Raw genomic sequence first — 23,086 nt, forward strand, 5'->3', positions numbered from 1 at the left:
TTAGATTATATCTTTAAATAAAGCTTTTTTTTAGAGAAAATTTTCACTATACTAAATATTAAGAGGGAATTTCTCCTCTTGGGAGTTTTTTACTAAAAAAAAACGAAAGAGGTGGATTAGTTAAGATGAATCTTGGGGGATTTAAAAACAAAGAAGTCGTCGTTGACTTAACAAATGGCACGGTCGATTACCGGGGCATCAAGGAAGATGATGTCAGGAAATATGTCGGCGGCCGAGGCCTTGGAGTCAAGTATGTACTGGACAACGGACCAGAAGTTGAGCCTCTGTCAGAAGAAAACATCCTTTGCATCATGACTGGACCGGTAACGGGTTCCCGTTCTTCAATGAGTGGACGTCTTGCTGTTGTAACGAAGTCGCCGCTGACTGGCACAGTTACCGACTCACATATGGGCGGATGGACTGCTGCTCGTCTGAAGTGGGCTGGCATCGACAACGTGATTTTCAAAGGAAAGAGCGATAAGCCTGTGTACCTCTATATCGAGGATGGCAAAGCAGAAATCCGTGACGCTTCTCAATTGTGGGGATTGAGCACGCGCGCGACTGTAGAGGCTATGAAAGACGCTCACGGCGAAGAAAACCTAAGCGTCATGACAATCGGCCAGGCTGGTGAAAATGGCGTGCGTTTTGCCGGTTTCATGAACGAGCATGACCGTGCAGCTGGACGCGGCGGTACTGGTGCGGTTGCAGGCTTCAAAAAGCTGAAGGCAATAGTCATCAAAGCAGCACAAAAGGGCAACATGCCTGAACCTGCTCAGAAAGATGATTACAACCAGGCTAACAAGAAAGCGGTTAAAGCGATTCTTGAAGGCGGTTTGACTGCTCCTAACAAAGGCGGACTATCCGTATACGGAACGAACGTCCTTACCAACTTGATCAATGAAGTGGGAGCGCTTCCAACACGCAACTCTCAATTGACACACTGGGATGAAGCTGAAAAGCACTCAGGTGAGTATGTAAACGAGCATCTGCTAGTTGCCAACAATACATGCCATGCTTGCCCGGTCGGCTGTAAGATTGAAGTTGAAGTCAAGGAAGGCAAATATAAGACTCGCGTAGAGAGCTTTGAGTTCGAATCTGCATGGGCACTTGGTGCGAACAGCGGGTTGAGCGACTCTGAGGCGATCGCATACTTAATCGATATCTGTAATGAATATGGAATGGATACAATCGAGCTTGGCCACGCCATCTCTGTCACAATGGAAGCCTATGAAAAAGGCATCGTTGACGAGAAGCTTGACTGGGGCGATGCTGACGGCATGATCGAAGTCGCTCGCAAAATCGCATTTCGTGAAGGATTCGGCGGCATCCTTGCTGAAGGTCCTGCACGCGCGACAGCTACATGGGGCGTTCCTGAACTGTCCATGTCAGTTAAAGGCCAGTCCATCCCAGCTTACGACCCACGCGGAATCCAGGGTATCGGCCTTGGCTATGCGACAAGTAACCGTGGTGCCTGCCACCTTCGCGGCTACACAATCGCATCTGAAATCGCCGGTATTCCAGAGCCAACTGACCGTACAGTAGCAGAAGGAAAAGCTGAGCTTCTGAATGTATTCCAGAACCTGCTTTCATTCTCCGACTCTATGAATATCTGTAAATTCTCTTCTTTCTCTGAAAATGCAGAGCACTATGCTGAGCAATACAGCACAATGACAGGCATCCCAATGACTGCGGATGACGTCATGCTTGCAGGGGAAAGAATCTACAACCTTGAGCGTTACTATAATAACCTGGCTGGCTTCAACAAGCGTGAAGATGACTTCCTTCCAAAACGCTTCACTGAAGAAGCAGCTTCCGGCAACAGCGAAGGCATGGTCAGCCGCATGGATATCATGCTGGAAGACTATTATAATGTTCGCGGCTGGAAAGATGGCGTCGTAACCGAAGAAAAACTTCGCGAACTCGGCATCATCGGCGAAGAAACAACTCCGGCTACAGAAGAAGTTTAATAGTTATGAAGAAAACCAGGCAATTTCGCCTGGTTTTTCGTTTTTAAGGGACGCAAAGGTGTTACCAGCGATTTTTTATCGAGGAAATTTAATTTTTATGACGAGACTTATAGTTTTATAGCGACTTTTTCATTTTTATAGCGACTTTTTCATTTTTATAGCGAGTTTCTCATTTTTATAGCGAGTTTTCCATTTTTATAGCGAATTGGAAAAAACAGCTGATTTTTTCCAGTTAAAAAAAGCTCCGGCAATAATACGCCGAAACCTCTGCTACCCGCCTACCCGGGTTGTTTTATATCGGTAATTTTTAATCAATTGGTCTAGCTCATCCTGGCTTTTCGCCTCAAAGCGGATATGAACGGCATTGACGATGAAGGTTTTCGTAAAGATGAGCTCATCCTCGCTTAAAATTTCTGCTCTCCAGCTGTCTGATTCATAGACGAACGGGAAGGAGTCTGTCACGAGCCTTCCGCCCAACTCTTCAAAATACATGCCAAGATGATTCCGGTTGATTCCGCGGAATTCTAGTATTCTATCTGCCATATCAGCCACCGGCTACCGGCGGGAACAGTGCGAACTGGTCGCTTTCTTTTACAAGCGTTTCAAGTTCCTGATCATGGACGATATTGCGTCCATTGATATACACATGGACAAATGGCTTGAGCGTCTTTTCTTCAGTGAAAATTTCCTCATGCAAATCTGGGAACATTTCGCACATCTTGTCCAGAACGTCCATTACCCGGTCACCGTCGGGAAGCACCTCGACTGTCACGCCTCCGCAAATTTCCCTCAGATTAGCAAATACCTTTACCTGCATCGCTAACGCCCCTTTCTCCTACTTTAATAATAATGTGAAAATTGTAAATTGTCATCAAAGGAATCGTTCGTCTTGCAAACTGGGAGCTATGACTGCGTCAGTGAACTGCTTGATCAACGGGCGATTCTCAGCATCCGTGTGTGTCACAAGGTAAAACTCCCTTTCGTAGGGAGCAAAGCTGTCAATAATGGAAATACGCCCTGCTTTCACTGCTGGCATTGCCGCGAGCCTGGAAACGAAGCTGATGCCGAGTCCAGCTTCAACGGCCGCAATAACGGATTCCGTGCTTCCAATTAAGACAGCAACGTTCAGGTCATCAAGCAACAAACCTTTTTCCACCAGGTAATGCTCCATCATTTTCCGTGTTCCTGACCCTTCTTCACGGAGGACGAAATCGTATTGTTGTATTTGTGGGAAATCCGGTGATTCAGCAAGGGTTAATGGATGCCCCACTGGTGTGACCAATACCAGTGAATCAGAGGCAATCGACTTGCTCGTCAACAGGCGTGAGTCGACTTTCATCCCAATAATGCCCGCATCAATCTGATGATTCTGCAAATGATCAAGCACTTTCTTCGAATCTCCAATATCGATTTTTACATCAACCTTCGGAAAAAGGTTTCGGAATTTCTTGATCCAGCCTGGAAGCAGGTATGTGCCCGGTATCGTGCTCGCACCAATGGTAAGCGTCCCTGTCAAAGTACCGTGGAATTCCCCGAGTTCATCTTCAAGTGTTTTCCACCTGTTTTTCATGTCCTTCGCAGCACTGTATACCAGCATTCCTGCAGAAGTTGGCCGAATTACAGCTGTTCCCCTGTCGAGCAGTTCAAATCCAAGTTCATCTTCAAGACTTTTGATTTTCAAGCTAACCGATGGCTGGGAACTTTTAAGCGCAGCTGCGGCATCTGAAAAACTGTTCTTTTCCACTACCATAATGAACGCATCAAGCTTTTTAAGATTCATGGCATTTCTCCATTTTCAGACATATATAACCCCATTTTAATATGGATGGTACCGATAAAGACACTATATTTTATTCAAAAATATTTTAATAGACATATCAGACAAAGGTTAACATTAACTTGGCTATTAAAAATTGTTTCTTAGACATTTTGGAATGAGAAGGCAAGCAAAATGTCCATTAAACACCTCTTCTTGGACATTTCGGAGCATGAGGGGCTTCAAACTGTCCATTAAACAGGACTTCTTAGACATTTTAGCGCGTGACGGCAAGCAAAATGTCCATTAAACACCTCTTCTTGGACATTTCGGAGCATGAGGGGCTTCAAANTGTCCATTAAACAGGACTTCTTAGACATTTTAGCGCGTGACGGCCAGCAAAATGTCCATTAAACTCTACTTCTTGGACATTTCGGAGCATGAGGGACTTCAAACTGTCCATTAAACACCTCTTCTAGAATTTATCATATTGAGTTTCCAGCGTTAAAGTATCTAATGAAAAACTTTCCTTTACTAATAGTATTGACATATTATTGTCTGAATATTATTATAGTTCATGTTAATATATTTCAAAATAATAAAATCAATGACGAGAACACGTCCTTTATGGAACTGATCTGCAGAGAGCCGGTGATTTGCTGGAAGCCGGTGTTCAGGTTATAGAGGGTCATCATCTCTGAGATGCAAAGCTGAACCTTATTGGCAGTAGGCTTTGCCGGATTGTCCGCCGTTAAAAGGAACACGTATGATGGTACGTTGAGGAGAGCCGCATCTTTTTGCGGAATCAGGGTGGTAACGCGAGAATGACTCGTCCCTATTTACAGGGACGGGTTTTTATTTTTCAATATATAACATTCCGTTCCGAAATTCCTATACTCTCGGTGCCAGAACATTATTTTAGGAGGAGAAAAAGGATGGGAAGCTTAAAAGGTAAAGAAACACTCACAATTGGTCTGATGTTATTTGCATTATTTTTTGGAGCAGGGAATCTGATTTTCCCGCCATTTTTAGGGCAGGAGGCTGGAGCGAATTTCTGGCCGGCCATGCTTGGTTTTGTCGTTACCGGTGTTGGACTGCCGCTACTCACGGTCGTTGTCATTTCAATGGCTAAGGGTGGCGTCAAAGATATCGGTTCAAGGGTCCATCCTGTTTTTGCAGTTGTTTTCAGCGCAGCAGTGTATCTGTCGATAGGGCCGTTTTTCGGGATTCCGCGAAGCGCCAATGTTGCTTTTGAAATGTCAGTCAAGCCATTCCTGGCAGAGGGCGGATCGCATACAGCTGTCCTTTTGCTTTTCACAGTAGCTTTTTTCGCACTCGTTTACTGGGTAACGTTGAATCCATCAAAAATGGTTGAGCGGATCGGCAGCTTTTTAACGCCTGTTTTGCTCGCTGCCATCGTTCTGCTGGTGCTCGGCAGCTTTTTCAAACTGGATGGTTCATTTGGGGCTGTCTCTGAAAAATATGCTGCCGCACCATTTGCCACCGGTTTCCTTGAGGGGTACCTGACAATGGATACCATTGCAGCACTTGCGTTCGGAATCATTGTCGTTGGAGCTGTCCAGCAGAAGAAGGCACTGGAACGCAGACAGATTGTCAGGGAAACATTAAAGGCCGGCATCATCGCTGGAGTTGGTTTGGCCTTTGTTTATGTAACGGTCGGCCTGATGGGAGCAAAAATGGCTTCTGAAGGCCAATTCGAAAATGGCGGTACCATTTTAACAGCTTCCGCGAAGTTGATGTTTGGTGTACCTGGCATGCTGCTGTTAGGGTTGATTGTCACCCTTGCCTGCTTCACAACAGCTGTTGGCCTTGTAGCTGCAACAAGCCAATTTTTAAATAAGATGCTGCCTCAGGTCCCTTACAAGGTCTTCACATCGGCGGTGACATTGGTCAGCCTGTTTATCGCGAACCTTGGCCTGAACCAGATCATTTCGATTTCAGTCCCTGTTCTGATCGTGCTATACCCAATCACGATCGTCCTGGTTATCCTTTCATTCCTGGACCGCTTTTTCAAAGGCGCGCGCGGGGTCTATGTAGGAGCTGTTTTTGCCGCTGGAATGGTCAGTATCATCGATGGTCTGAAGACATTTGGCGTTGAATCAGATGCAATGCTGTCCCTTCTTAACTCACTCCCGCTTTACAGCGAAGGACTCGGCTGGCTTCTGCCTGCTTTGATCGGCGGCCTGGCCGGATGGATATTCGACAAGCTTGTATCATCCAAAGGTTTGAACCCGGCATCTGAGTAACCTGATGCCAGTTATTTAACTCCCGATAAAACCAAAAGCTGTACAGAGCTAAATCTGTACAGCTTTTTTCATGGTTTATATTCGACTTTCTTCCCATTCAGACTGGAGAATTCCCATTATGATTCGGTCATAATGCTTGCCATCTCTATGCACTGCCTGTCTCACCCTGCCTTCGACCTTAAATCCGGCTTTTTCATAGGCGCGGATTCCCCGTTCATTGTACTCAATGACATCCAGGCCAACTCTGCGCAGATTCAGTTCGTGGAAAGCATATCGAAGGATCAGCTGCAAAGCCTCGGATCCATATCCTTTGCCGCGGTCACCAGCATTGCCGATTCCCATTGCCAGCGTTCCTGTCCTGTTATTCCATTCAATGCTGTGGATGACGATAAATCCGATCAGTCTGTCATCCTCAATTGTCCTTAAGCGGAAATAAAAGCTGTTCGAGCCAGGATCACCCTCACCTTCAAAGTGCTCAACCGGCCGTGGTACAGCTATATCCGTGTCCACATTTCTCAGGTACTCCGGATCTTCATCCCAGGAAGCGATGATGTCGGTATCCCCTTCCCTTTTTGCTGTAAGCTTTAAAGTTTTTCCGCGAAAAAGATTTGTTGTCATTTTTTAGTCTCCCATTCTATTATAAAAATTTCACCTCTTTATATGAAAAAAACCAATTATATGTACGCAATATTCTATCCCCTTTAAGTTAAGATGTTTCCATTATATGGTTCGATTTTAGTTTTAGCAATGAAAATTCTTCCATAAGTTTAGCCAGAGTGTATAAAGGTATAATCCAAACGAAACCTAATACCGTAACTGATGTAGAGGAGGCAGCTATGACACTGAAAATCAAGATTTATTCAGACTATGTTTGACCATTCTGCTTTTTGGCGGAGTTTCCGCTGAAGGAAGCCATCGATGGGAAGGATGTCGAGCTGGAATGGATGCCTTTTGAATTAAGGCCCTATCCGAACAAGACATTAAAGCCTGAGGAACATTACTTGCAAAGTACGTGGAAGCAATCTGTTTACCCGATGGCTGAGCGCATGGGAGTGAAGATTGTCCTGCCGGATGTGTCTCCCCAGCCATACACACATCTTGCATTTGAGGGATATCAGTATGCGAAGGAGCAGGGAAAAGGAAATGAGTATAACGACCATATGCTGAAGGTTTTTTTCCAGAGAGGGCTTGATATTGGGGACGTGGAGATTTTAACGATGCTGGCCGGTGAAATTGGTCTCGATCAAGGTGAATATCGTCGTGCACTCGAAACGCGTAAGTATAAAGAGGCTCATCAACAAGCACTGAATCATGCTTATAATGAGGTGGACATCAAAGCTGTTCCGACTTTCATCGTTGGAGACAGGGTCGTTCCGGGGATGAGGTCGAAAGAAGCACTGGAACAGATCATCCTTTCAGAGATGGATTTCCCGGATGAAGGAATGTCCTGCGGAGTAGATGGATGTTAATGCAAAAGAGGCAGCCGATCGGCTGCCTCTTTTCATTTATGCTCTTTTAAACGGCCACCAGTTTGCTTCGCCAAAGTTCTTCACCAGTACCGGGATGAACAGCGGCAGCATGATGAACGCGTACAGGAACAATCCTGCGAGCAGGATCGAGGCAATTTGCAGCAATGACATCATTCCTGAAGGCATCATCGCAGCGAACGTTCCGCCGAGGATGACGGCTGCCGAGATGATGACCGTTCCCATCTTTTTCATTGAAAGCAGCATCGCTGCTGAGATGGAGAGATCCTTATATTCATTGAAACGGTCCATCAGGAAGATACTGTAGTCGACGCCAAGGGCAACAAGGATGACAAAGGCGAAAAACGGTACCGCCCAGCTGATGCCTGAGTATCCGAGGATATCGACATAGATGACTTCATTGATGGCCATTGAAGTATAATACGTTAAAATCAATGATCCGATAATATAAATCGGCATGATGATCGAGCGGAACAGGAACACAAGGATGATACCGATGCCAAGCAGCATCAAAATCACCGTGCGGGTGTAATCCTGGCCGGACATCGTATCAAGGTCCGCATTCGTGCTCGTGATCCCGCCCACGGCTACATCGGCATTTTCAAGCTTCGTCCCCTTCGTTGCGCGCTCAACTGCTTCCTTAAGTTCAGGAATCTGTGCCATCGCTTTATTTGAGTAAGGGTTCGCTTCAAAGATGACATCCATCGTCATGACTTTTCGGTCTTTTGAAAAATAGACATCGAATACCTGTGCGAAGTCCTCACTTTCGAGGACATCCTCAGGCAGGTAAAAACCATTGGAATCAGAGCTTGCCAGGCCTTCCAGGTACTCCTGCGCGGAACCAAGCCCTTCAGAAACCTGATTCAGCCCATCCGTGCTCTGGCTGAGTCCGTTAGTCAGCTGATCCAACTGGGTACCCAATCCGCCAAAACCAGCCAGAAGCTGCTGTTGGCCCGCATTGATTCCAGTCAACCCATTTGTCAGCTTAGGGAAATTATCCACGATTTTCCCCTGGCCGTCAGCAAGCTGATTCAATCCTGCCTGCTGCTTTTCGATTCCGTCGATCAGCTGTTGGAGGCCAGGACCGAATCCAGCCTGCTTGGCAAGTGCTCCTGCAAATGCTTCGCTTGCTTGGGCCATGCCGCCAGTAAGCTGCGGCATTACCTTATTAAGTTTCTCCAGACCTGCTGAGGCTTTTGCAAGTTCAGTCTGCATATAAGTGAGCTGGCCTTTTATTTCCTGGTATTTTTGGTCTTCTGCTAATGTTTCATCTCTATTTTCTAAATAGCCAAAGAGCTGGCCATTGGTCTGAGAGATACCACCGGATAGTTTGGCAATACCATCACCTGCCTGCTTGTATCCCGCTTCAAGTTCTGACAAGCCAGTCTGCATTTCTACATATTTGCCCTGCAGCTCCTTATATCCAGCCAGCAATGCCTCGGCTCCCGCCTTTGCTTCCGCCAACCCTGCCTGAATCTGATCAGATCCCGCAGAACCCTTGCGAATGCCGTCCTCAATTTTTGCGAGGTTAGTCTGGATTTCCCCAAGGCCAGATTTAATAGCAGTTGTTCCATTGATCAGTTCGTTAATCCCGTCAGAGGCCCCTTCGAGTTCTGGAGCTGACTTTGACAATTCGGTTTCTGCCTCATGAAGTCCTTCGCTGATTTTATCTAGTCCTTCTTTTCCTTCACCAAGTCCTGAACCGAGGGTTTCAGCCTGCTTGGAGACAAAGAAGTCTTCGATTGGCTCACCTGTTGGCCTGGTGACTGAACGGACTGTATCGACCATATCGACTTTTTTCAGCTCGGTGCTGATTTTTTCAGCGAGCTCAATGTATTCGGCCGAATCCATTCTTTCGTCATTTTTCAAAATGATCTGGGTCGGCATCGATTCGCCTGGGCCGAAGCTGCCGGCAATCGCATTGAAGGCCTTGATTGAGTTCACGTCACCGCTGATTTCATCCAATGAATTGTAGCTCAATTCCCCATCATAAGCCGCGAGGAAGGGTACACAAACAGCTGCGACAATCAGCAGGCTCAGGAATGGACGTGCCAGTGAAAATCTGCCGACCGTGCCCCATAGCTTGCTTTCACCATGCTCTGCGCTCTGTTTTGACGGCCAGAAAATCTTTTGCCCCAATAACGCCATGAAAAACGGGACAATAGTGAATAATCCAATCAAAAGCATGGCGACTCCGATTGCTACTGCGGCAGCGGATTGATATAAAATGAATTGCGAGAAACCAATTGCGGCAAAGCCGATCATCACCGCGATCCCGCTGAAAAATACGGTGCGCCCTGCATTTTTGTAGGTTGCAACAATCGCTGCCGGGATACTTTCATGATGCCCCAGCTCTTCCTTAAAACGGCTGAGCAGCAAAATACAGTAGTCCGTTCCAATCCCGAACAATACCGCCACAAGGAAAATCTGCGTATAGTTTGAGAGCGGGAAATCGAATCGATCAACCAGCACCGATACGATCGACTGTGAAACCAGATAAGCCATGCCGACTGTCAGCAATGGAATGATCGGAGCGATGACGGACCTGAACACAAGGAGAAGCACGACAAGAATAAAGACAACCGTGATTCCCTCTGTCTTTTTCAATCCTTCTTCCGAACTGGTCATCAAATCCTCGTTGATCAGCCACTGGCTCGTATAGTAGTGGTCGACGTCAACATCCTCAATCGTGTCATAGAGCAGTTTCCTCACTTCAGCCGGTTCGCGGTCGTTCCAGCTGATTGTTACCGAGGACAGGATTGACTTCCCATCCTCAGAGACAAGCTGTTCCTTCAGGCTGTCCTGATTGAAGTGTGTCAGGATATTGGTGATCCCGATTTCGTCACGATTTTTTTCAAGCTCACGGATCGCTTTTTCCGCTTCCTTGATTTCTGCCTTTGTCAATTTTTTCTCGCTGTGGAAGACGAGTGCGACCTGTGTCTCATCGCCTCCTCCTTCCTGCTCCCTGACCTCTTCCATGATTTTGCCGGCCAGTGTAGAGGAGTATTCGTCAGGCACGGTGATCTGCCCTTTTTCCCGGACAAGCTCCGCCATATTCGGCGCAGCCATGAACATACCTGCAGCCACAAGAATCCACGCAATAATGACTAACCATTTCTGCTTGATAATGAAGTTCACGTTATTCCACCCTGCTCTTTCTTTCTATTAAAATTTCATTCAGCTTGTTGTATGTCTTAAGGAACTGGACGATTTCGTCCTGGTCAAACTCGGTGATAATCGATTCCACCAGGGCCTGGATCCGCTCCTCCGTCTTTTGGAACAGTTCATTTCCCTTGTCAGTCAAAGTCAGATAGACCAGACGCCGGTCATTTTCATCCCTTGTTCTCAGGATAAGGCCCTTTTCCCACAAACGGGTAATGATTGCGGTGATCGCGCTTTTTTTCACATCAAACACTTCAGCCAGCTCGGATGAAGTGCAGGAGCCCGCTTTGTTGATATAGCGCAATGTATAGTGCTGGTCGTTCGTCAGGTCTGAACCGATTTCTTCCTTGACCATTCCCTCGGCAATCTTGTTGACCGAAAATGAAACATGGATATAGTGGTCCACTAAATCCTTGATAGATTTTTCACACATAGATATGTATTCACCTCGCCTTAAATCATTCCACTGTTTAATTGTTAAACTATTTAACTATTAACCTATTTAACTTTATTCCTGATTGATTTTACTGTCAAGAAAAAAAACGACTGCCAAACGGATTTGGCAGCCTCTTAAAATGTATTGTAGATGTTTTCACACTCTTCTCCAGTCGGCTCATAGAAACAGTGGAGCTTGAAACGGCCGGCGAGCGGCTGATTATACCACGTAGGAGGACAGTCGCCGGACGGCCGGAAATACCAGAGAGCGAATTTGGACGGCCATAATCGTTCACCTTTCACCGCGCGCCTCGCAAGCCGCTTTTCCACTTCCCTGGCCCTCTGGTAAAAATAGCCCTTCTGGACAGCTTCAAATGCATGTTCCTGGTAAATCATCTGCGGAATCGTCCTTAGTCCGATAAAGTCGGAACAATTCCCCCTGATCCGGTTGATTCCCACATTTCCGATCATCAGCATTCCCTGCTGGCCTTCGCTCTCACCTTCTGCTCTCAGAAGTCTCGCCAACAGGTTGATATCTTGCTCGGTATGCTTTACAACTGCCATGGCAAAACCTCCACTGTTTAATATTACATCTTATTTCTGAATGGCTTGTGCTATCACCTAATATTGTTTATCTGAATCACCAATAATATGGAGCATAGTATGGGTATGGCGCATAGTATGGATAACCATATCCATACCCATAGTATGGACTGAATAGCGCTGCACCAATCAATCCCGCAGCCAGCCCCCCTAAAAATGGTCCTCCGAAGAAAGGCCCTCCCCAAAACGGTCTTCCGAAAAATGGACGGCCAAAAAATGGCCTGCCAAAACCAAACGGCCTGCCAAAGCCAAATCGGCCAAACCTTAAATCATTTTGATTGAATGGCACCTGGTTAGAAGCATCCATTGCATTTACCTCCTCTATTTTCATTAACTGCAAGAAATGTCCCTTTTTTAAGGTTACTAAAGATTATGCAAATACAAAGAACTTTCCTGGGTGTATATCCTTGCTCAAAAAAATTTTATAGGTATTTGTCCATTTTTTAAAAAACATGCTCCCTGAATATAAGAGAACATTTGGGCCAATGACTGCATATAGTACCTCAAAGACGGAATAAGGATGAAATGCTATGCCAGTCACGATTAACCTCTTTTATTTCAAAGTTAACAGCGTTTCGGGAAATGGCTCCATCACCATTGGATCTGCCATCCATAACAGCCATACAGCCAATGATAAGTCCCAGGGAATGAATTCGTCTTTTGGTGATGCGTCACCAACGGAAGCATTGATGGATAATGTCTATATTGATCCGGATCTAAATGATCAAGCTGCGATTGCAACAGCGGATTCCACCTATCAGGGCGTCCCCCTGGCCCCTATTGATGAGCCCATCATTTAGTCTCCTTTGGAATACAAAGGAGAATCCGTGTAAAAAACGAAATTTTAAAATGAAATATGTTTTTGGCAGCATTTAGTATTGATAAGGAGGTTTTCGATGCCTTACCAAATTAATGTTTTTAATATCAAAGTCAATGGAATCGCCCAAAACGGAAACCTGGATATAGGGCCGACAGTTCATAATAGCCACACGTCTAATCTCAAGAACTTCGGTGTCAATTTTTCTCTCGGTGATTTCTCTCCATCATCTTCTTTACAGAATACCGGGATTTTTGATCCGGATGTCAGTGACCAGGATCAAATTGCCAACCCTTCTGCACCTATTTCGAATCAAATTTAGATCTTCATTGGGAGGGCCATGACATGGATATGGAAAAAGTGAAAATGTGGCTCGAGTTGACGAATAAATACCAAAAAGATGATTTTTGGCGTGGGTTATTCAATCATGGTATTCCGGAGAGAGTAGTCCATGCTGATGATTTCCCATTATATGATATCTACAAAAATGATTCAGCCATCTGCCTGATCATTGAGATTCCCGGCTTAAGCAGGAGCGATCTCTCCGTCGCTCTAAGACAGGGAGATACTCTGGTGGTGAAGGGGATTTCGAGAGTTTTGTTTCCTGCTGATATGGAGGTCAAAAGGGAAAGGTTTTATGGTGAATTTGAGCGCCTGATCCCTCTTCCCGAACCTACCGAGACAAGGTTCATTCAATCCACCTTCCAAGATGGGATCTTACAGGTGACCTACCCGCGACAAGCTGTTGGAACTGCAGACAGACAGGAAGATATCAGAATCCTCTGAGTATGCTCCGCCAAAAATATCCATACTGTCAAGGCGCGTTTTTGATTGTTTTTTGCGGGTAAAATCTTAATACCTTTAACAGGTGCAAACCCAAAAACCAAGGAGGGATTAAGATGGCTGAAAACAAGAAAGATAGTATGGAACGTGAGGAATACTTCAAGGACCGCGCAGGAACAGATGAAGCAAGATACCATGCCGTACCCCATGATGAAGAGGGGTGGGCTGTCAAAAAAGAGGGCCAAGATGACCCTGAATTTACTTCAGGCTCAAAATCCGAGGCTGTAGATGAAGCCAAACGAATGGCTGAAGAAGCCGGCTCAATGGCATATATTCACGATGAAGACGGGAAAATTGAGGATCAGTTTAATTATAGCAACTAGAGTTGCTGAACCATTACGAGTATAAAAGCCTTGCAGACTACTGCAAGGCTTTTGATATTTAAGCTTTTAAAACATCATGGTCTACATAACGCTCGCCATTCAGTTCACTGATGACATTGATGGCAACCTTCGCGCCATCGCCAGCTGTGATAATTGTGTGCATGCTGACGCCTGCGCAAGTGCCTGCAGCCCAAACACCTTCAACATTTGTTTTTCCGGCCGCATCAACATCGAAAATCGTCTTGATTCTTGGCTCTGTGCCATCTTTCGTTGCAAGGCCTGATGCTTCAGCTACATCAGTCATCATGCCAGAAGCGATGATGACATACGTTGCTTCATACTCGCCGTTTTCTGTTACGACTTTAACGCCGCTGTCTGTTTTGCTTACAGAAGTCACAGTGGTTTCAACGAACTCTGCACCAAATTTTTTTGCCTGCTTGATGCCAGTTTCAACTAAGTCAGGACCAGCGATTTCAGGAGCGCCGTAATGGTTCTCCATCCATGCACGCTTCGTTACGCTTTTATTGTTGTCCAGCACAATTGTTTTCTTTCCAGCCTTTGCTGCGAAAATCGCTGCGCTTCCCCCTGCAGGGCCTGCTCCGATAATTGCTACATCATACATAGGAAAATTCCTCCTTTTTTTTAGTTCACTTTAATAATATCAAACTTCTTTCTATAAGCGAATATTTTAAAACTAGTAGTTTGGTTCCGGAATACCTATGTTTTCCTGCAGCAGGTCGACCGGTACATCAGTGAAGCTGGGCATGGAATCGGATGACGTATTTTCAACTATTGCCCAAAGTCCAGCTTTTTCTGGCAATGCCTTTTATTATCGCAGGCCTTCGGATTGCTGCTGTCTTTCCCAGTAGGTGTAGCTACGCTCGCACCTTTTCGGCTGGGACGAGAAATTTTCTCAGGTATTAATTAAGAAACGATATCCGCATTTATGCCGGCGCCATTCCAGCTTCCATTTTGGTGATTACCGCTTATTTGAGCCAGGGGACAATCGAAAGCTAAAACTTTAGATCTGTGTTCGAGGCTGTTTTTGTTTTGGAATGCATATGCTTTTATATGTTAATGTTAGAGGAAGCAAGCTGCAAAAACACACTTTTTAAGAATGGAGAACGGGGTATGAGCCAATATTTTGAGCCAGGCGAAGAATATGTCTTTCAGCTATTTTCACCCACTCATATTATTACTCTCACAGTTTTTCTGTTATTTATTTTCTTATTATTCTTTTTTCGTATACGCTTGAGAAAACCCGGGATTAATCGTGCTGCCAGAATTGGCATGTTCTCGATTTTAATCCTTTCAGAAGTAAGTCTGCAAGCCTGGCTTTGGTGGAGCGATCATTGGGCTTACCAATACTCCCTGCCCCTGCACCTCAGCAGCATTTCCCTTATTCTTTCAGCCATTCTCCTTTTGAATAAACGTTATGCATTGTTTGAATTCACTTACTTTGTCGGCGTAGGAAGCGCCCTCCAGGCTATGCTTACACCGGATATCAGCCTGTATACCTTTCCGCACTACCGTTATATCCATTTTTTTGTTTCACATGGCGGCACGGTCATCGCGAATCTGTTCATGGTATTTGTGGAAGGTTACAGACCGACCGGCAAATCTATTTGGAAAGCACTTCTGTGGTTGAATGGATACACATTACTCATTTTTATCGTCAACTTCCTGATTGAGGGAAATTATATGTACATTTCCGAAAAGCCGGTCAATCCATCGCTGATTGACTATCTCGGACCTTGGCCGTGGTATATCCTTTCTTTAGAAGTCATTGCGTTCATTACCTTTTTGATCTTATATCTTCCGTTTTGGGTGAGATCAAAAAAAGCATTACCTTCAAAGTAGAAGGAATGCTTTCATGTGCCAGTGAATTCAGGATTTACGATTTATCTTTCAAATGAAAACTTTTATACCATTCAACAAAATGTTTTAGCCCTGCCTCCAATGGTGTAGCTGGGGAAAAGCCTATTTCCTGCTGTAAATCAGATATATCGGCAAACGTCTCCTTTACATCCCCTGGCTGCATTGGCAGGAATTCCGTTTTTGCTTTTTTGCCGATCAGCTTCTCCAATATTTGGATGAACTCTGTTAACTTTACCGGATGGTTGTTACCTATGTTATAAATTTTATAGGGAGCATAGCTTGAGCTTGGTTCAGGATTTTGAGGATCCCAATCAGGATCAGGCGATGGCGGGCGATTAACCAGCCTGATGATTCCTTCTACTATATCATCAATAAAAGTAAAGTCCCTTTTCATATCGCCATGATTGAACACTTTGATTTTCTTTCCCTCGATAATGTCTCTTGTGAATGAGTAATAGGCCATATCCGGTCGACCCCATGGTCCATAAACAGTAAAAAAACGAAGGCCGGTAGTTGGAATATTATATAAATGACTATAGGTATGAGCCATTAATTCATTGGCTTTTTTTGAGGCCGCGTACATACTTACGGGATGATCGATAGGGTCTGATGTAGAAAAAGGAACCTTCCCGTTCGCGCCATAAACTGAACTTGAAGAAGCATATATTAAATGTTTTACACTATAGTTCCTGCAAGCCTCTAAAACATTTAAAAAACCGGTGATATTGGATTCGACATATGCATGAGGATGGGTGATGCTGTAACGGACTCCAGCTTGAGCAGCCAGATTGATGACAATGTCAATTGAGTGATTTTCAAAAATGGATTGAAGCGAACTGGCATCCTCCAAATTCAATTTTAAAAAAAGGAAGCCTGGCATTTTTTCTAAAATGTTTAATCGCTCTTTCTTCAATGTCACATCATAATAATCATTCAGGTTATCTGCACCGATCACCTCATATCCCTCGGCTAATAAACGACCTGAAACATGGAAGCCGATAAATCCTGCAGCACCCGTTACCAATATCTTCATGTTCACTGGCCCTTCTCTTTTTTTCTAATCATTTTAACCTCTTCTTCCGCTTCTTCTTTTGTAAGAGGTATTGGCTTATTTGTCCACTCTGCATAGAGTTTCGGGTTGAGCGCTTTGACCTGTTCCAGAAAAGAATCGAGGAATTTCCTTTCATGCAGGTTTCTGAATAATTCAAGCGGGCGTTTTTGTTTTTTGGAAAATGAATATACATGGTCGATTAACTTGAACCCCTGCCCCGTGATAAATATATGCCTTAATGGTGCATCGATTTTCGTAAAACCTGAATCCATCATGGATTCCAGCATCTTAAGCAGATTGATTGTGACTTCTTCCTGCAGTTTCGATTGTTTCTTTAAAAACGTATTTAAATCCGGTCCCTGCAAGTATTCCATTAAAATATAATTTGGACCTGTTTCATAGACTTTAGGAATAAAAGAAAGGTGCTGACTTGACAGTAGAACCTCCCTTTCTTTAAGAAAGTGACTTTGTTTTGGATAAATTTTTACACATTTTTCTTCATCAACCCGATAGACTGCACCCTGACGCCCTTGACCTATTAGATTGTGTGTTAAATTCTCATATTTTTCTTCAGTGTTATCAGTAAATCTCTTATAATCCACCGGATTTTCCATTAAAAACACCTTCCATTTATTATATAGACTCGGGTCCAGTTTTTTCACATGTGACAAAAATGAATCCTGCAGTAAAATTCCCTTCAAGTCATTGAGCAAGGAAAGAGGAATGGGAGAATTACCATTGTCTTTAATGGGACTGATTAATTTTAACTCCTCATTCCCAGTAACAAAGATATGATCCAATGGGTCACTGCCCATCATTAATTTTGCTTTTTTCATGCCCTTTACGATTGTCAGAAGGTTTATAGCGATATTTTCAGGAAGGTACGTACAATTCTTAAGATAATCCTTTAGGGTTGGCGCATCATAGAATTCTCTGATCATAAAATTCGGCCCGACTCTATATAACTTTGGTATAAAGGAGAAATCCTGGGCCGCATACAGGCCATCCGCCTCCAGCTTAAGCTGATCCATGTTTGTGTAGACTTTCAAACAATGTTCATGGGATATTTTAAAAATCACACTTTTGGGCCCCCTGCTGACTATTGGATAGTCCCGGCTGGCATCAATATCAATTTTTTCAGCACTTTGGTTTAGATTAATAGATTCAAAAAACTGCATGGTCTTCCTCCTAACAATTCATCGTAATACTGAGCTTGCAGCTGGAGCTGCTTCTTTTCATCAAAAAGCTGTTCGACTTTCTTTCTTGCGGCAATTGTATAATCCCGCCACAATGCCCTATGGCTTAACATAAATTCGAGAGCCTCCGCAAGCTCATCTACACTGTTTTCTCCAACTAAGAATCCTTCTTGTTTATGGGTGATCAACTCAGGAATGCCTGCATGATTGGTGGAGACCACAGGTACACCAAGTGCCATTGCCTCTTTCAACGTATTGGGTATGCCTTCAAGATCTCCATTCGATGCTTCCAGGCTGGCTGCACAAAACAAATCAGCTTCTGCCATACGCTTCCGGACTTCATCTTTATGAAGATGATCCAGCAGCCGGAAAGAATCTCCTAAATTCAGTTGAGCTGCCAGTGATTCAAGTTCACCCTTCATTTCCCCTCTGCCGATTATTGTCAGGGTAGCCAAAGGAAATTTACCGCTTATTTTGCTAAATGCTTTCATTAAGACTGGATGGCCCTTTTTTTCAACTAACCTGCCTACAGTAAGAATCGCCTGTGAACCCTCTAATGCCGGGGCCCTGTAGTGATATTTGGATAAATCGACCCCGCCATATAGTACTTTGACTTTTTCGGGCGGGCATCCCCAGGAAATGATCCGGTCAGCTAAGTACTGGCACACAGGAAAGAATAGGTCACCTTTTTCAAATAGCATTCTCATATTTTCTAAATAGCCAACCGGCTGCTTCCCTAATGTTGCGTCCCTGCCGCGGATACTGGTCACTAAAGGGAGCTTTGTTTTTTCTTTAAACGGCAGCAATAAAATCCCTAATTGTCCATGATGGGCATGCAGAAGCGAAATATTATGTTTGTTCACAAATTCTTTAGGTGAAAAAATTTCACTCAGATAATGGACCTTTTCATTCAAAAGAGAAAGATCCGTCATATATTTGGGGTCCCGCACTAAATGGATATAGTCATAACCGGGGACATGACGTATCTGGGGAATGTATTGCGTAGGATCCAGACGTAAATTTAAATGCATCGCTGTCGGCAAATCTATCTTCTCCTTTCCATCGAATATGCATGTCAGTGTAGAGTATGCAGATCCTGAAAGGGACGACATGGACAGAGGGGCAAAGAATTAATTTTTCAGAATGGAATTCATCATTCAGGGATTTGCCCCGGATAAACTAACAAAGATGCGGGCAGCTCACAATGATTTTGGTAAATTGCAAAAGAGCCCAGAGATTGTTCTCTGAGCTTACATCTGATCGAGGAAAAAACAACAGTTACCCATAAGTGTTATATCACTTCTTTAATGACCAACTAACCTTTCAATAAACTGGCCACCAAGTCTGCCGATGGCTTCTTGTTATAGTGATTATATAACCCAACCGAAAGTCTTGCCGGATCACCAAAGAAGAATCGTTCGTAGATGGTTTCCCTTCCTGCAAAAGCACTTGAGCACATATCCCATGCAAGCCTGAAAAACTGAACTCTCTCCTTAGCAGCTGTATCAGCTCCCTGCAGATAATGGTCCAAATCCTTTCTTACATCGGAATTGAAGTCGTTAATTGTAGGGATTGTAACGATTCCGCTTGCTCCAAGCAACTGCAGGATTTCAACAAACCTTGGATAAAGCTTCGGGTACATCACACTTGCAACCATAAGGGGATTCTCATCAGGCACCATCAAGCCAGCTTGGTTTTGTTGTGCCTGCATTTCCGATGATAAAAGAAGACCTTTCATCATTTCAATACCACAAATAATTTCACTGATTTTTTCTTTTACATGCTGGTACTCATCGATACCGATTGTTTCCGAGATTAGTTGCGCAGTCCCTAAGAATAACTGGGATTTCGTTAGCTGCCTGGATAGGGCTTGATGATATAAAAATGTATTAAAATTTGTCTCACTGAATAGACTCATGGCGGCACCTATGTCCTTGTACAGGAATACCCTTTCCCACGGCACAAAGGTGTTATCGAAAATCACCATGGTATCCATTTCTTCAAATCTGGATCCAAGCGGATGGTCAAAATGAGATTCACTATAAACGAAGGATTCCCGGCAGACAAATTTTAAATTTTCAGCACTGCTTGGAATCGAAAAGGCGTGAACATAATCGTCTTCGATGAGTTTCCCGCCAGCAGGCAAAACCAGCAGCTCGTCGGTGATTCCTCCCTGTGTCGCCAATAGCCGTGCACCTTTTATATAAATCCCTTCCGAGGACTCCTTGACTACACGAGCGGCAATAGGCTTTTCCTTATCTTCAAAATACCCAAGCGAACGATTCACCTGTGGGGTAACGTAAGTATGGGATAGCGTAAGGTCCTTCTCCCTTGCGTTTTCATAAATGGATTGTATATTAAGCCCTAGTTTGTTTTTCCCTTTAAACACTTCGGCAGAGGCACTAAGAGCCATTAAAGCTGTATTCATGTAATCAGGGGTCCTTCCCATCATTCCCCCTGTCAGCTTGGCCCACTCCTGGGCGGCAAGCCTCCTGAGTTCCAGATCTTCTTTTTTGACAGGTGGATGAAAAGACCTGCCAACCCTGTCACCTGTAGATGCTGACCGATATGTCATTAGCTCCAGATTTTCCTCTTCCAACTGAAAATCATACAGACGGGCCTTGCTGCCGATCACCCCTTTAAATGCAGGATGTGCTGTGATGTCTCCAGTAATTGTCTGTCCATCAAACCAAATAGTGCTGTTTAAATTCCGGATTCTTTCTTTCATCTGTCTTCCATTGATTGCAGGCATTTCCTCACTCCTGACTCTTATCGCTGTTTTACCGTCATGCCTATACCTATTCATGTTTTTTGGCAGTATTGCATGGATTATGAAAAGAAGCTGGTTACGGCTTGATATGAATAAAATGAAAAAAGACCTCAATTGAGGCCTTTTTTCATTCGCTAAAATTTAGAAAGGGCTTTATTAGCATTTTCCGGATATCCAGAGCCGAATGAATCTAAATTTGAATTTCCGTAGAATGGATAGCCATCTGCTTGGTATCCAGCTCCGCCTGGTGCCATTGGGTAGCCGGTTGCAGCAGAACCTGGATAGCCTGCCCCCACTCCCGGATAACCGCCATAACCACCTGGGTAGCCTCCTATATTGCCACCCGGGTAGCCGCCAAATCCTGGGCCAGGATATCCGCCAGGTGGAAAGTAACCTCCTCCGGCAAAGCCTGCTCCAAGATATCCAAAAGGTGGCGGCAATGGACGGGGAGCTGCCAAAGCCCCGCCAAGGAAACCACCCGCTAAACCGCCCAAAAACGGCAACCAGCCAAGACCAGCGCCAAATCTATAATCATTTCGATGAAAACCATTTACATATGGATGCATATTTAAAAACCTCCTCTTATGCCATGTTTATGCATGATTTGCCTACTTTGTCTGGGCCAGCTGCCTTCAAAATAACTGAAATGGTGGAACAAGAGGAGCAATTAATCCCATGAACAGTTAACGAACTTATTATGGGATATTCAATTCCATCACCGTCGACACAGGTTCAAACCCTAAGCTTTCACAAAGTATTCTGGAAGGATTTCCATTGAACACATTAAGCTGGATTGTTTTTATCCCAAGCGCCTTAAACTCATTAATCGCCGCTACCGTAAGTTCCCGGGCGACACCCGACTTTCTGTACTTTGGGAATACGTATACACTTAGCAAATTCCCCATGACCTGACCCTTCGCAGGATTCAAGTCTGTAACCAGTAGAATCCATCCCCTCAGCTTGCGTTGTTCTATATCGATAAGAAAATAGCCCCCATTTTGAATTACGGGCATAAAAAGGTTATAAGCATTATGCACACTATTTTCAGCATATCCCATCGAGCTTTCCTTCATCACTTTCCCGGACAGCTGAATAAGATGGTTCGCCTCTTCCTGAGTTGCTCTTTTGATTGCCATTCAACATACCTCGATTCAAAAATATTATGTTTTAATATATAGCAAAAACATGAAACGAGTGTTTGTCATGGTGTACAGAAAATAAAAAGACAAGCTATAGTGGGAGTTTGAAACGTCCTTTTAATTTACGAAAGTCCGCAATCGAAGCAGAAACAGCAAAAAGCCTAAGTTTCCCCTTAAGGGAAAGTTAGGCTTAGGGTTTTGAAAGATTTATAGATCTTAAGGAAGTTTCCAGGCTACATTATAGTCATTATATCCGCCATAATACTGCCAAATTTGTGCCTTTTCGGTTGTTCCCGGGAAATTGCCCCAGTCTGGATTGCTGATTGTTAAATCTTCAGGAATATCACCAGGGTAATAGGCAAGCCAATAAGCTCCCGGAGTGATTGGCGAAAATTCCCCCATTGAAACTTCCCAGCTCCATTTTGAGGAATAGGTACCAGGCTTAACGCCTTCCCCATATTGATTCAGATAATTGACAAAAGCGGTATAGATCGCCTGATTGTTTGCATAGTCATACTCTTTTGTTCCAGTTAAAGCCGGTTCTACATCAATAAAGATAACAGGTCTTACTTTCGAGCCATAAACACTTTTCATAGCTTCATAGGTATCTAGGGCCAATTTTGCCTGCTGCACTCCAAACTCACTTGCAGAGATACCTGCCGGTGCCTGTTGCATACCGGTTAAAAACCAGTAACCGTATACATATGTAGCATTCTCTGCTTTGGTACTGCTGAAGAATTTTCCGCTGCCTGTGCCTGCGTCAAATTGAACCACGCTGCCATATCCCAACTTCCCAAGATAAAAATCATTCCCTGCAGGATTTGGTATAGACGTAGCTGAATCAGTCCCATAATAATATTCCGTTTGAACTTCAGTTTCGGTCTTTTCTTCTGTTGGGCTATTTGCGAAAATTGCTGAATTTGCGGCAGCATGCGATCTAGCCGTTTCACTTGCATGCAAACCTGCCTGCGATTTGCTGATTTTATTTTCTTTCTTTAGCTGGGCTTCAGCGTTTTTAGACTGTGAAGGATCGACAGTCTTTTCTGCTGTTTTAGGCTGATCATCAGTCTGAGACTTTGCTTCTGCTTTAGGTGCAATGACCTCGGGCTTTGTTTCTGCTTTAGGCGCAGTTACTACCTCCGACTTTGTATCTGTCTTAGGCTGAACAGTGGCCTCAGCCTTTTTAGGAGTTGCCGAAGTGACAGAAAATGCTTTTTCACTTCCCTTGAGATTCTGCGGGCTGTTTGCTTGAACAGCTTTTACAGGTTCTGTTCTTGCTTGATCAGATGCAGCAGCTTCAGTGAAATGGCTTCCTGAAATAATACCAAATGACATTACTGTGGTTGCGACGAAAGTTTTTACCAGTTTCTTTATATTTTTCATTCTCATTTT

At 44.3% G+C, this 23,086-nt stretch carries 24 protein-coding genes and 1 other annotated feature; of the genes, 8 read left to right on the top strand and 16 right to left on the bottom strand.

The features are described 5' to 3' along the window. The first annotated feature begins 125 nt into the window (after positions 1-125). On the top strand, positions 126-1,967 hold the full coding sequence (locus ACNAZ4_RS12195; RefSeq protein WP_415814742.1) for an aldehyde ferredoxin oxidoreductase family protein: 1,842 nt from the start codon (positions 126-128) through the stop codon (positions 1,965-1,967). Positions 1,968-2,237: 270 nt separating this feature from the next. Here ACNAZ4_RS12195 and ACNAZ4_RS12200 read toward each other — a convergent pair whose 3' ends face one another. The 3 genes from ACNAZ4_RS12200 to ACNAZ4_RS12210 are packed head-to-tail and all read right to left on the bottom strand — an operon-like array spanning position 2,238 to position 3,747. Next, positions 2,238-2,510, bottom strand: a complete 273-nt coding sequence (locus ACNAZ4_RS12200; RefSeq protein WP_415814743.1) for a hypothetical protein — start codon at positions 2,508-2,510, stop codon at positions 2,238-2,240. Between the two features lies 1 nt (position 2,511). Next, entirely contained in the window at positions 2,512-2,784 is a 273-nt protein-coding gene (locus tag ACNAZ4_RS12205; RefSeq protein WP_415814745.1) for a ubiquitin-like small modifier protein 1, read from the bottom strand. A gap of 54 nt (positions 2,785-2,838) precedes the next feature. Next, positions 2,839-3,747: a selenium metabolism-associated LysR family transcriptional regulator gene (locus ACNAZ4_RS12210; protein ID WP_415814746.1), complete on the bottom strand. Its 909-nt coding sequence runs from the start codon at positions 3,745-3,747 to the stop codon at positions 2,839-2,841. A gap of 574 nt (positions 3,748-4,321) precedes the next feature. Next, positions 4,322-4,563: a binding site (T-box leader), on the top strand. A gap of 95 nt (positions 4,564-4,658) precedes the next feature. Here ACNAZ4_RS12210 and brnQ point away from each other — a divergent pair. Continuing rightward, positions 4,659-5,990: a branched-chain amino acid transport system II carrier protein gene (gene brnQ / locus ACNAZ4_RS12215; RefSeq protein WP_415814748.1), complete on the top strand. Its 1,332-nt coding sequence runs from the start codon at positions 4,659-4,661 to the stop codon at positions 5,988-5,990. Positions 5,991-6,065: 75 nt separating this feature from the next. On the opposite strand, the gene ACNAZ4_RS12220 is transcribed toward brnQ, so the two are convergent. Beyond that, a complete protein-coding gene (locus tag ACNAZ4_RS12220; RefSeq protein WP_415814749.1) occupies positions 6,066-6,608 on the bottom strand; it encodes a GNAT family N-acetyltransferase in 543 nt (180 codons plus the stop codon). A gap of 218 nt (positions 6,609-6,826) precedes the next feature. Between ACNAZ4_RS12220 and ACNAZ4_RS12225 the strand changes: the two genes are divergently transcribed. After that, a complete protein-coding gene (locus tag ACNAZ4_RS12225) occupies positions 6,827-7,459 on the top strand; it encodes a DsbA family oxidoreductase (protein ID WP_415814750.1) in 633 nt (210 codons plus the stop codon). A 36-nt stretch (positions 7,460-7,495) separates the two neighbouring features. On the opposite strand, the gene ACNAZ4_RS12230 is transcribed toward ACNAZ4_RS12225, so the two are convergent. The 4 genes from ACNAZ4_RS12230 to ACNAZ4_RS12245 all read right to left on the bottom strand — a co-directional run bounded on the left by ACNAZ4_RS12230 (position 7,496) and on the right by ACNAZ4_RS12245 (position 11,984). Beyond that, entirely contained in the window at positions 7,496-10,615 is a 3,120-nt protein-coding gene (locus tag ACNAZ4_RS12230; protein WP_415814752.1) for an MMPL family transporter, read from the bottom strand. A 1-nt stretch (position 10,616) separates the two neighbouring features. Then, a complete protein-coding gene (locus ACNAZ4_RS12235; RefSeq protein ID WP_415814754.1) occupies positions 10,617-11,072 on the bottom strand; it encodes a MarR family winged helix-turn-helix transcriptional regulator in 456 nt (151 codons plus the stop codon). A gap of 137 nt (positions 11,073-11,209) precedes the next feature. Continuing rightward, entirely contained in the window at positions 11,210-11,638 is a 429-nt protein-coding gene (locus ACNAZ4_RS12240; protein WP_415814755.1) for a cell wall hydrolase, read from the bottom strand. A 76-nt stretch (positions 11,639-11,714) separates the two neighbouring features. Then, positions 11,715-11,984 (bottom strand): hypothetical protein, encoded by a 270-nt coding sequence (locus ACNAZ4_RS12245; protein ID WP_415814756.1) that lies wholly within the window; start codon positions 11,982-11,984, stop codon positions 11,715-11,717. Positions 11,985-12,207: 223 nt separating this feature from the next. Here ACNAZ4_RS12245 and ACNAZ4_RS12250 point away from each other — a divergent pair, with 223 nt between their 5' ends. From ACNAZ4_RS12250 to ACNAZ4_RS12265, 4 genes are all read left to right on the top strand, one after another. After that, entirely contained in the window at positions 12,208-12,477 is a 270-nt protein-coding gene (locus ACNAZ4_RS12250; protein WP_415814757.1) for a spore germination protein, read from the top strand. 96 nt (positions 12,478-12,573) lie between these two features. After that, the gene (locus ACNAZ4_RS12255; RefSeq protein WP_415814759.1) at positions 12,574-12,816 is read left to right on the top strand and encodes a spore germination protein; all 243 of its coding nucleotides are present in this window, start codon (positions 12,574-12,576) and stop codon (positions 12,814-12,816) included. 23 nt (positions 12,817-12,839) lie between these two features. Then, positions 12,840-13,280 carry an Hsp20/alpha crystallin family protein gene (locus ACNAZ4_RS12260; RefSeq protein WP_415814761.1) on the top strand — a complete coding sequence of 147 codons (441 nt, stop codon included), beginning with the start codon at positions 12,840-12,842 and terminating at the stop codon, positions 13,278-13,280. Positions 13,281-13,393: 113 nt separating this feature from the next. Next, positions 13,394-13,660: a DUF2188 domain-containing protein gene (locus ACNAZ4_RS12265; RefSeq protein WP_415814763.1), complete on the top strand. Its 267-nt coding sequence runs from the start codon at positions 13,394-13,396 to the stop codon at positions 13,658-13,660. 58 nt (positions 13,661-13,718) lie between these two features. On the opposite strand, the gene ACNAZ4_RS12270 is transcribed toward ACNAZ4_RS12265, so the two are convergent. Next, entirely contained in the window at positions 13,719-14,282 is a 564-nt protein-coding gene (locus ACNAZ4_RS12270) for an FAD-dependent oxidoreductase (protein WP_415814764.1), read from the bottom strand. A 509-nt stretch (positions 14,283-14,791) separates the two neighbouring features. Between ACNAZ4_RS12270 and ACNAZ4_RS12275 the strand changes: the two genes are divergently transcribed. Further along, the gene (locus ACNAZ4_RS12275; RefSeq protein WP_415814766.1) at positions 14,792-15,520 is read left to right on the top strand and encodes a YwaF family protein; all 729 of its coding nucleotides are present in this window, start codon (positions 14,792-14,794) and stop codon (positions 15,518-15,520) included. 34 nt (positions 15,521-15,554) lie between these two features. Here the strand turns inward: ACNAZ4_RS12275 and ACNAZ4_RS12280 are convergent, their stop codons facing one another. The 7 genes from ACNAZ4_RS12280 to ACNAZ4_RS12310 all read right to left on the bottom strand — a co-directional run bounded on the left by ACNAZ4_RS12280 (position 15,555) and on the right by ACNAZ4_RS12310 (position 23,077). Further along, entirely contained in the window at positions 15,555-16,571 is a 1,017-nt protein-coding gene (locus ACNAZ4_RS12280) for an NAD-dependent epimerase (RefSeq protein WP_415814768.1), read from the bottom strand. A gap of 2 nt (positions 16,572-16,573) precedes the next feature. Next, positions 16,574-17,767 carry a hypothetical protein gene (locus ACNAZ4_RS12285; RefSeq protein WP_415814770.1) on the bottom strand — a complete coding sequence of 398 codons (1,194 nt, stop codon included), beginning with the start codon at positions 17,765-17,767 and terminating at the stop codon, positions 16,574-16,576. Further along, the gene (locus ACNAZ4_RS12290; RefSeq protein ID WP_415814772.1) at positions 17,740-18,717 is read right to left on the bottom strand and encodes a glycosyltransferase; all 978 of its coding nucleotides are present in this window, start codon (positions 18,715-18,717) and stop codon (positions 17,740-17,742) included. Before ACNAZ4_RS12290 ends, ACNAZ4_RS12285 begins: the two co-directional genes overlap by 28 nt. 383 nt (positions 18,718-19,100) lie before the next feature. Continuing rightward, positions 19,101-20,537, bottom strand: a complete 1,437-nt coding sequence (hpaB, locus tag ACNAZ4_RS12295; protein ID WP_415814774.1) for a 4-hydroxyphenylacetate 3-monooxygenase, oxygenase component — start codon at positions 20,535-20,537, stop codon at positions 19,101-19,103. 152 nt (positions 20,538-20,689) lie between these two features. Then, positions 20,690-21,121, bottom strand: coding sequence for a hypothetical protein (locus ACNAZ4_RS12300; RefSeq protein WP_415814776.1), 432 nt, complete (start codon positions 21,119-21,121; stop codon positions 20,690-20,692). A gap of 129 nt (positions 21,122-21,250) precedes the next feature. Continuing rightward, positions 21,251-21,691, bottom strand: coding sequence for a GNAT family N-acetyltransferase (locus tag ACNAZ4_RS12305; protein ID WP_415814777.1), 441 nt, complete (start codon positions 21,689-21,691; stop codon positions 21,251-21,253). Between the two features lie 219 nt (positions 21,692-21,910). Next, the gene (locus tag ACNAZ4_RS12310) at positions 21,911-23,077 is read right to left on the bottom strand and encodes a glycoside hydrolase family 25 domain-containing protein (RefSeq protein ID WP_415814779.1); all 1,167 of its coding nucleotides are present in this window, start codon (positions 23,075-23,077) and stop codon (positions 21,911-21,913) included. Between the last annotated feature and the right edge of the window lie 9 nt (positions 23,078-23,086).

The organism is Mesobacillus thioparans (genome assembly GCF_965138835.1).
GTDB classification, from domain to species: Bacteria; Bacillota; Bacilli; order Bacillales; family Cytobacillaceae; genus Mesobacillus; species Mesobacillus thioparans.

Coding starts and splice junctions, on each gene's coding strand:
- ACNAZ4_RS12195 (WP_415814742.1), top strand. CDS start 126: ATGAATCTTGGGGGATTTAAAAACAAAGAAGTCGTCGTTGACTTAACA.
- ACNAZ4_RS12200 (WP_415814743.1), bottom strand. CDS start 2,510: ATGGCAGATAGAATACTAGAATTCCGCGGAATCAACCGGAATCATCTT.
- ACNAZ4_RS12205 (WP_415814745.1), bottom strand. CDS start 2,784: ATGCAGGTAAAGGTATTTGCTAATCTGAGGGAAATTTGCGGAGGCGTG.
- ACNAZ4_RS12210 (WP_415814746.1), bottom strand. CDS start 3,747: ATGAATCTTAAAAAGCTTGATGCGTTCATTATGGTAGTGGAAAAGAAC.
- brnQ (WP_415814748.1), top strand. CDS start 4,659: ATGGGAAGCTTAAAAGGTAAAGAAACACTCACAATTGGTCTGATGTTA.
- ACNAZ4_RS12220 (WP_415814749.1), bottom strand. CDS start 6,608: ATGACAACAAATCTTTTTCGCGGAAAAACTTTAAAGCTTACAGCAAAA.
- ACNAZ4_RS12235 (WP_415814754.1), bottom strand. CDS start 11,072: ATGTGTGAAAAATCTATCAAGGATTTAGTGGACCACTATATCCATGTT.
- ACNAZ4_RS12240 (WP_415814755.1), bottom strand. CDS start 11,638: ATGGCAGTTGTAAAGCATACCGAGCAAGATATCAACCTGTTGGCGAGA.
- ACNAZ4_RS12245 (WP_415814756.1), bottom strand. CDS start 11,984: ATGGATGCTTCTAACCAGGTGCCATTCAATCAAAATGATTTAAGGTTT.
- ACNAZ4_RS12250 (WP_415814757.1), top strand. CDS start 12,208: ATGCCAGTCACGATTAACCTCTTTTATTTCAAAGTTAACAGCGTTTCG.
- ACNAZ4_RS12255 (WP_415814759.1), top strand. CDS start 12,574: ATGCCTTACCAAATTAATGTTTTTAATATCAAAGTCAATGGAATCGCC.
- ACNAZ4_RS12260 (WP_415814761.1), top strand. CDS start 12,840: ATGGATATGGAAAAAGTGAAAATGTGGCTCGAGTTGACGAATAAATAC.
- ACNAZ4_RS12265 (WP_415814763.1), top strand. CDS start 13,394: ATGGCTGAAAACAAGAAAGATAGTATGGAACGTGAGGAATACTTCAAG.
- ACNAZ4_RS12270 (WP_415814764.1), bottom strand. CDS start 14,282: ATGTATGATGTAGCAATTATCGGAGCAGGCCCTGCAGGGGGAAGCGCA.
- ACNAZ4_RS12275 (WP_415814766.1), top strand. CDS start 14,792: ATGAGCCAATATTTTGAGCCAGGCGAAGAATATGTCTTTCAGCTATTT.
- ACNAZ4_RS12280 (WP_415814768.1), bottom strand. CDS start 16,571: ATGAAGATATTGGTAACGGGTGCTGCAGGATTTATCGGCTTCCATGTT.
- ACNAZ4_RS12285 (WP_415814770.1), bottom strand. CDS start 17,767: ATGCAGTTTTTTGAATCTATTAATCTAAACCAAAGTGCTGAAAAAATT.
- ACNAZ4_RS12290 (WP_415814772.1), bottom strand. CDS start 18,717: ATGACGGATCTTTCTCTTTTGAATGAAAAGGTCCATTATCTGAGTGAA.
- hpaB (WP_415814774.1), bottom strand. CDS start 20,537: ATGCCTGCAATCAATGGAAGACAGATGAAAGAAAGAATCCGGAATTTA.
- ACNAZ4_RS12300 (WP_415814776.1), bottom strand. CDS start 21,121: ATGCATCCATATGTAAATGGTTTTCATCGAAATGATTATAGATTTGGC.
- ACNAZ4_RS12305 (WP_415814777.1), bottom strand. CDS start 21,691: ATGGCAATCAAAAGAGCAACTCAGGAAGAGGCGAACCATCTTATTCAG.
- ACNAZ4_RS12310 (WP_415814779.1), bottom strand. CDS start 23,077: ATGAAAAATATAAAGAAACTGGTAAAAACTTTCGTCGCAACCACAGTA.